Below are 4,466 nucleotides of genomic sequence, written 5' to 3'. Positions count from 1 at the left end.
CTGGAGGACGGCCATCTGGAGTTGGATAACAACCGGAGCGAGCGGTCAATCAAGCCGTTTGTAATTGGTCGCAAGAACTTCCTGTTTGCCAACACCCCACAGGGTGCGAGGGCGAGCGCCATCGCCTACAGCCTGGTGGAGACAGCCAAGGAGAACGGGCTGGACCCGTATTTGTACCTGGAATACCTGTTCGAGCGGCTACCCAACATCCGAACGGATGACCGGGCAGCGATGGACGCGTTGCTCCCGTGGTCAGATCGCCTGCCGGAACGAATCCGGAGACGTGGAAAAAAAGGATAGCATGAGAAATCGCCCCGCTGGGTCTCCTGGCGGGGCTGATTGTTGTCGTCCATGACTGTCGCACGACGGTTGGAGAAACGCAAGGTGTGGGGGCTTTGACGCTTACTTACAAATATACCGCCCCTGTCAGCTAAGTTTCCACATTAGCCAGTGAAATCGGCTGTAAGAATGAAACAACCTGCCAGCATATGTGCATGGCAGGCTTGGTGCGGGTACGGTTAAGACCCTTGAGTGCCAAGTGTTTGGAGATGGTTCATAGGGCCATAGAGAGAGACCAGCCGCTGGAATTCCTGCTCGTCATAGAAGGAACACTGTTTCTCCCCATACGCCTTGGCCACTTCGATGCTGAATTTCGCCGCCAACGCAATGTCGACCTCGTGGCTCGCCCCGGTTGCACAGCCAGGGACGGGCGTCTGGGCAGTGATGGCCACCCCCACTACCGGCGCCTTAGTAGCGACAGACGGCTGCAGGATGCTGTTGATGTGGTACACGTTATTCCCGTACGGGGTGATGTCCTGCGTCGTGATGGCAAACGTGTTGGCGACAGTGCCCGTGGACATTTCCAGAATAGATACCAGATCATCACTGAACCGGAGGATGTATCCCTCTTTCACCGTTGGTGAGATAGCGATCCCTCGGAAATTAAAGACCCGATTTCCCTTCGTGGTATCTATGGAAAGGATGGCGTCCATGTCTTCCCGGACCTCATGCTGGTTCATGGTTAAGATGTCCACCGGGGAGTCCATGAATGGGACCGGATCGTGCGGGCGGGTGGGCGCATTCGGACAGATATGGGTCGTCACGATCACGTCGCCGGCCAGCACATCTCCCTTGCCCTGCATGTCAATTAACTTTAACGCAGCGCTGAGTGCAGCCACCGCCCCGTCTGCGTCTGACACCAGGCCGATTCGCTCGGGACGCGCCCCGATTCCCCCCAGTCTCCCGATGATGCCGAGCGTAGGCGCCTTGCCGCCCAGGAGCTTGCCGCCCCTGCCCGGGATGACGACCTCGATGAAATCTGTGCTCCCTTTGGCTCCGCTGACTTTCTGCACGTTGACATGCTTCGCCCCACGCGCTTCTAAGAATGCCTTGACCTTATCTCCCGACACGGACGCGTCATCCAACAGTTCTATAATGTCGATGGTCTGCTTGAGCGTCATGTGTGTTCCTCCTGTCCCGAATGACTTCCCGCTCCGTCTCTAAGAGCCGGTGCTCACTCGAACACGTATGAGATGACCGATTTCCCGATGGTGGTTTCCACGGCGCGGAACAGCTCTGGGTCCTGCATCCCAGCACCGAGCTTGAGTTGTTGCTTGGGCACTCTCACCACAGCCACCTCACGGCCGACCGCAATCTCCGCAGTGATCACCGGCTGACCGGTGTGTTGATCGATGGTCATGATCAGATCCGGGAAGGTGGCTAAGCGGCGGCCGCCCTGCTCAAGAGTCATGTACTCGTTCCAGAACGTCAACTCCACGTTACCAATGCGGACAGTGCCGACATCGAAACCGCCCTTCGTTTCCAAATTCACAAAGTCAACCACACCCGTGTGCACGACGTCTCCCCCGAGGAACGTCAACGCAGCATCCATCACCGCTTGTCCGCCCGCGGGCTGTGCCTCCGCCATCCGCTTACCCAGCTCGATGGTCTGGGTGATGCCTCCCACCGCGCAGTGTTCCCGCGCATACCGGACCGTCACGGGATTTCTCGCCACAGCCACCAGTCCTCCCGCACGCACGGACATCTCCCGGATGATGCCGGAGACCACCGTGAGGGAACCGCTGACCACCATCTCCAGTTTCTGTTCGCCGGCCCCTCCGACCGCTGCCTGGACCGACGTGTACCCCTGCAGTTTGTGCAGCCCGATGGAGCCCATCACTCCGGTCGGATGTGCGCGGCCATTGCACGGCGCATCCACGACAGGTACGCCCAACATGGCAGACTGGAGCCACCCGTTGACCGTAGTGCCGGGACCGTTTTCATTCGTTATGATGCCCGCGACCGGCCTATCGAGCCTGGACTCCAACATCTCGATGGCGCGAACGTAGTGGACCGGCTTCACATACTTCTCCTTCGCCGCCGGTGCCCCGACCAACGCGACCGTCACCAGTAGGTCGTCGTCGTCGAACTCATCCAGGGTGGCGAGCGTGGGGTTTCCCAGCTCTGTGGCCAGTCGCCCGATGGCCCTGCCCTCGTGCGGCCAACCGCCCCCGCCTCCCCCCAGCAGCGCCCCGCCCGTGACCGCGTACTCTACGTCTTGGACGGTCAATTCACGCATCGCGTACACCTCCCACTTATCCTGACAGTCACATGGTATGGTTTCAGACTACAATCGGACGGAGCGGGCATCCATGGACCAGCATACAAAAATGGACCGGGAGGACTTGGATGCGGGTACAGTACGCGATCCGCCCCCCGGACAGGGCTTGCCTCGCTTGACCAGGACCCTCTGCCTACCTTACCTAACCTTGCGTGACTCGAGTCTTGCCGGGTCCGGCTGTCCGTCCGCTCTACGCGCCTAGGCCGTCAGGTAGGTTAAGGCAGTCAACGCGTATACCTTGGCACACTGAATCACCTGAACGACGGAGACACGTTCGTTGTAACTGTGAATTCCCGCAATTTCCGCCGGACCGTACTGCAGCACCGGAATGCCGTGGGCGCGGAAGTGCCGTGCGTCGCTTGACGCCCACTGCAGGACGCCGTACGCCTCCTGGCCGCTGACCGACATGATGGCCTCCACAAGCCTTTGCACAATCTCTTCGGACGGTGGCGTCCAGTTGGCATTGCCTTGGAAGCCGTACGGGCGAATCTCGGCCTCCACACCCGCGTCCACCAGCAGCCGCTTAGCCTCCTCAAGCACATCTGTGTACGCGAGACCGAACGGGACGCGCGTATCCACCTGCAGCACACAAGTGTCCGGTACCACGTTCACCTTGGTGCCGCCTTGTACGACGCCCACATTGATGCTCACATGGTCCAAGACCGCCCCGACGTCACCGCCGTGCAATTCGTTCATGTGCGCCTTCGACAGCGCCAGGATGCGTTTCATCTCGGGCGGGATGTCCGGTTTCATCTCCCACAATTTCTGTAGTGCCAAGATGGCCCGCGCCGCCTTCAAAATTGCGCTGTTTCCCTTCATGGGTGATAGGCTCCCGTGGGCGGGCGTCCCGTGCACCACCACCTCAAACCAACAGCTCCCCTTTTGCCCGATGGTCGGGTTGTACGGTGACGTCGGTTCGGCGATGACCGCTGCCGTACCCGTGATTAGCCCTCGCTCCAGGACCCAAGGCACCCCCAGGTGGCCACCCGTTTCTTCGTCCGGGACAATCATCAAGGAAAGCTTGCCTGACAGAGGGACATTCAAGTGGTGCAGGAGTGCGGTTGCAAACAGAATGCCGGCCAGTCCGCCCTTCATGTCGCTCGCGCCGCGGCCATGGATGTACCCGTCCTGCACAGCCCCGCTGAAGGGAGGAACCGCCCACGCGGACCGCTCTCCGGCGGGCACCACATCCGTATGTCCGCAGTAGATCAGGTGCTTCCCTGGCTGCCTGCCGATGGTTGCCAACAGATTCCACATGGTGGAAGACGCTTCATAAATCTGCGTCTCGATTCCATACTGCGCCAGGTAGTCGATGATAAAGCGGCTGATCTCCCGGGAGTCCCCCGGCGGGTTTTCGCTGGGAAACTGAATCAAACGTGAACACAGCGCGATGAGGTCGTCGGAACGTCGTTCTATCTCGTGGACAATCGTCTCCGCCCAACGGTTCAAGGAGATCACCTCCATGAGCGAGTGATAGCATGACCGAAGAAGGAAAGCTTCCCGGAAGGAACCAGAAAGCCGTTGTTCACTGGCCCTTCGACATGCCGTAGAAGCGGATGACTTCATCTGGATAGAACACGTACCCTTGGACGTTCTTGTTCATCACCACCACCCGGTTGTACTCGTACAGGTAGACCCACGGCGCGTCCGTGGTGATGATCTGCTGCATCTGCTTGTACAGATTCATCCGCTTGTCCGCATTCGTCTCGTTGTTCGCCTGCTCCCACAGCTGGTCCACCTTCGGATTCACATAGGGTCTGCTGAACAAACGGAAAGTCGTTTACTGGCCAGGATTTTGGGGCTCTGATCGCGAATTTATGTGCAAGGGTTTTTGTAGACAGGTCGC

General features: G+C 59.3%; 5 protein-coding genes. 1 reads left to right on the top strand and 4 read right to left on the bottom strand.

Annotated elements, in window-relative coordinates; genetic code table 11:
* A partial coding sequence (locus BM357_RS18380) for a transposase domain-containing protein (protein ID WP_139234642.1) occupies nt 1–300 on the top strand: 300 nt, incomplete at its 5' end.
* A gap of 218 nt (nt 301–518) precedes the next feature.
* On the opposite strand, the gene BM357_RS18375 is transcribed toward BM357_RS18380, so the two are convergent.
* From BM357_RS18375 to BM357_RS18360, 4 genes are all read right to left on the bottom strand, one after another.
* On the bottom strand, nt 519–1,460 hold the full coding sequence (locus BM357_RS18375) for a DUF1177 domain-containing protein (RefSeq protein WP_074956819.1): 942 nt from the start codon (nt 1,458–1,460) through the stop codon (nt 519–521).
* A gap of 53 nt (nt 1,461–1,513) precedes the next feature.
* A complete protein-coding gene (locus BM357_RS18370; RefSeq protein ID WP_074956817.1) occupies nt 1,514–2,578 on the bottom strand; it encodes an S-methyl thiohydantoin desulfurase family protein in 1,065 nt (354 codons plus the stop codon).
* 240 nt (nt 2,579–2,818) lie between these two features.
* Entirely contained in the window at nt 2,819–4,069 is a 1,251-nt protein-coding gene (locus BM357_RS18365) for a M20 family metallopeptidase (protein WP_074956821.1), read from the bottom strand.
* A 76-nt stretch (nt 4,070–4,145) separates the two neighbouring features.
* Nucleotides 4,146–4,370 (bottom strand): hypothetical protein, encoded by a 225-nt coding sequence (locus BM357_RS18360; protein WP_074956815.1) that lies wholly within the window; start codon nt 4,368–4,370, stop codon nt 4,146–4,148.
* Between the last annotated feature and the right edge of the window lie 96 nt (nt 4,371–4,466).

Source organism: Paenalicyclobacillus macrosporangiidus (assembly GCF_900116805.1).
GTDB classification, from domain to species: domain Bacteria; phylum Bacillota; class Bacilli; order Alicyclobacillales; family Alicyclobacillaceae; genus Alicyclobacillus_H; species Alicyclobacillus_H macrosporangiidus.
The sequence above is the reverse complement of the archived record's forward strand: the minus strand, read 5'-3'. Positions and strand labels throughout refer to the sequence as shown.

Coding starts and splice junctions, on each gene's coding strand:
- BM357_RS18375 (WP_074956819.1), bottom strand. CDS start 1,460: ATGACGCTCAAGCAGACCATCGACATTATAGAACTGTTGGATGACGCG.
- BM357_RS18370 (WP_074956817.1), bottom strand. CDS start 2,578: ATGCGTGAATTGACCGTCCAAGACGTAGAGTACGCGGTCACGGGCGGG.